Source organism: Streptodolium elevatio (assembly GCF_040649515.1).
Taxonomy (GTDB): domain Bacteria; phylum Actinomycetota; class Actinomycetes; order Streptomycetales; family Streptomycetaceae; genus Yinghuangia; species Yinghuangia elevatio.
Window position 1 is genome coordinate 1 of the sequence record NZ_JBEZFP010000269.1, and the last position, 3076, is coordinate 3076.

A 3076-nucleotide genomic window follows, 5' to 3' on the forward strand; every position below is an offset into this window, starting at 1 on the left:
GCTGACCCGGTCCGCACAGACGCAGCGTGAGGGCCCGCCTCCGGTCGACCGGAGGCGGGCCCTCGTCGTGCGGTCCGGGCGGAAGCCGACCGAGGGTGGCAGCCGGCCCGGGTGAGAGTTCGGCGGGTGTCAGTCGCGGTCGCAGACGAAGATCGCGGTGCCGGGGATGCGGCGTCCGCGGGTCGGACTCCAGCCGCCCCACACCTGCGCGAGGTCTTCCGGCCACTCGGGCTCGACCAGGTCGACGATGCGGAACCCGGCGGCGGCGACTTCGCGTACGCGCATGCCGAGGGTCCGGTGGTGTTCGACGTACGTGGCCCGGCCGTCCTCGTCCTGCTCGACGTATGGCGTGGTGTCGAAGTAGGAGTGCGTGGCCGTCAGGCCCTCCTCGCCGGGGTCGTCGGGGAAGGCCCAGCGGATCGGGTGCGGGAGCGAGAACACCCAGCGCCCGCCCGGCTTCAGGACGCGGTGGACCTCGCGCATGATGGCGCCGCCGTCGGGGCTGAAGGCGAGCGCGCCGTACGCGGTGAACGCCAGGTCGAACGCGCCGTCCGCGAACGGCAGGGCGGCGGCGTCCGCCTGCACGACCGGCACGTGCACGCCGTGTGCCGCGTCGATCCGCCGCGAGTGCTGGAGTTGGCGGTACGACAGGTCCAGCGCGACCGGGCGTGCCCCGCGCGCGAGGAGGCTGCGCGCGCACTGCCCCGCCCCCGAGCCGATCTCCAGGACGCTCTTCCCGGCGATTTCGCCGAGCAGGCCCGCCTGTTCCTCGTCGAGCCCCTCGGGCCCCCAGACGAAGCGGGCGTCGCCGAGGAAGTCGCCGTGCTCCGCCTGGTACTCGTCGGCGTTGGCGTCCCACCACGAGCGGCCCGCGCGCACACTCTCCGCGGAGCCGACGTCGCGTCGTCCGACATCCGCCGGGTGCGACTCGGCGGACTGGCCTGCTTGTTGCGCCGTGGGGTGCTCCCCGGCAACGTTCATATGACTTGCCTCACGCGCTGTTGTTCGGGATCGGCGTACGTTATCGTGCGCGCGTGCGGGAATGAGTCACGGTGGACACCGGGCCGCCGTACGGGCGCGTGGTGGCGCCTGCCCGCCCGTGACCCCTGCGCGTTGACCGCGCCTGAACGGCCCCGTATGCTGCAAGTTGCGCCGCGGGCCTGCGTGAACTCAGACGGAGCAGGTCGCGCTCACCTTTGTCGTTCCATTTCGGTCATTTTCCTTGGCTGTCAGAGTCCGACGGGGCGAAACCGGGTCCTGGAGCGTGGTTTTACCGACGACTTCTGTCCGTACCGGAGCCCTTTCCCACATGACGAGCAGCACCGAGGCCACTCGAACCACCCCGCAGGTGGCGGTCAACGACATCGGTTCCGAGGAAGAATTCCTCGCCGCGATCGATGAGACGATCAAGTACTTCAACGACGGCGACATCGTGGATGGCGTGATCGTCAAGGTCGACCGGGACGAGGTCCTGCTCGACATCGGTTACAAGACCGAAGGCGTCATCCCCTCCCGCGAGCTGTCCATCAAGCACGACGTGGACCCGCACGAGGTCGTCGCGGTCGGCGACAACATCGAGGCCCTGGTTCTCCAGAAGGAGGACAAGGAAGGCCGCCTGATCCTCTCGAAGAAGCGCGCGCAGTACGAGCGCGCTTGGGGCACGATCGAGAAGATCAAGGAAGAGGACGGCATCGTCACCGGTACCGTCATCGAGGTCGTCAAGGGTGGTCTCATCCTCGACATCGGCCTCCGCGGCTTCCTCCCCGCTTCGCTCGTCGAGATGCGCCGGGTCCGCGACCTCCAGCCGTACGTCGGCAAGGAGCTCGAGGCGAAGATCATCGAGCTGGACAAGAACCGCAACAACGTGGTCCTGTCCCGCCGCGCGTGGCTGGAGCAGACTCAGTCCGAGGTCCGCCAGACGTTCCTCACGACCCTGCAGAAGGGCCAGGTCCGCACCGGCGTCGTCTCCTCGATCGTCAACTTCGGTGCGTTCGTGGACCTGGGCGGCGTCGACGGCCTGGTGCACGTCTCCGAACTGTCCTGGAAGCACATCGACCACCCCTCCGAGGTCGTCGAGGTCGGCCAGGAGGTCACGGTCGAGGTCCTGGACGTCGACATGGACCGCGAGCGCGTCTCCCTGTCGCTGAAGGCGACCCAGGAAGACCCGTGGCAGCAGTTCGCCCGCACCCACCAGATCGGCCAGGTCGTTCCGGGCAAGGTCACCAAGCTCGTTCCGTTCGGCGCGTTCGTGCGCGTCGACGAGGGCATCGAGGGCCTGGTGCACATCTCCGAGCTGGCCGAGCGCCACGTGGAGATCCCGGAGCAGGTCGTCCAGGTCGGCGACGAGATCTTCGTCAAGGTCATCGACATCGACCTGGAGCGCCGCCGCATCAGCCTCTCGCTGAAGCAGGCCAACGAGGCCTTCGGTGCGGACCCGGCCGAGGCCGAGTTCGACCCGACCCTCTACGGCATGGCCGCGACCTACGACGACGCGGGCAACTACATCTACCCCGAGGGCTTCGACCCGGAGACCAACGACTGGCTCGAGGGCTACGACAAGCAGCGCGAGGAGTGGGAGCGGCAGTACGCCGAGGCCCAGACGCGCTTCGAGTCGCACCAGCAGCAGGTCGTCAAGGCCCGCGAGGCCGAGGCCGAGGCGGCTGTCGAGACCGGCGGCGCCAGTGGTGGCGGCGGCGGCTCGTACTCCTCGGCGCCGGCCGAGGCCCCGGCCGGCGGCGGCGCGCTCGCTTCGGACGAGGCGCTCGCCGCGCTCCGCGAGAAGCTGGCGGGCGGCCAGAGCTGAGGCTCTGACGCAGCGCAGTACCTGACGCTGTAACACCAGCGGCAACCAGAAGGCCCCGCCCCCGAGGCGGGGCCTTCTGCTGTTCCCCGCAGGGGTTGTGCCCCGTGGGACACGGCCGCTACACCAAATGCGCGCGGATGCCACCCTTTCGAGCTATCAAGGGCGGCAGGGCAGTTGCCGAGGCAGCGTCGCGGGGTCGGTCGCGAGGCCGCCGCGGCCACCGCCAGCAAGGCGGCGCACAGGATCAGCAGCAGCGACTCGCGTACCTCGCGG

At 69.6% G+C, this 3076-nt stretch carries 2 protein-coding genes; one reads left to right on the forward strand and one right to left on the reverse strand.

The genetic code is table 11. The features are described 5' to 3' along the window. Positions 1-129: 129 nt before the first annotated feature. Positions 130-981, reverse strand: coding sequence for a class I SAM-dependent methyltransferase (locus AB0C36_RS42880; RefSeq protein WP_358365174.1), 852 nt, complete (start codon positions 979-981; stop codon positions 130-132). Between the two features lie 328 nt (positions 982-1309). Here AB0C36_RS42880 and rpsA point away from each other — a divergent pair, with 328 nt between their 5' ends. Then, complete coding sequence (rpsA, locus tag AB0C36_RS42885) at positions 1310-2803, forward strand: 30S ribosomal protein S1 (RefSeq protein WP_358365177.1); 1494 nt, start codon at positions 1310-1312, stop codon at positions 2801-2803. Positions 2804-3076: the final 273 nt, after the last annotated feature.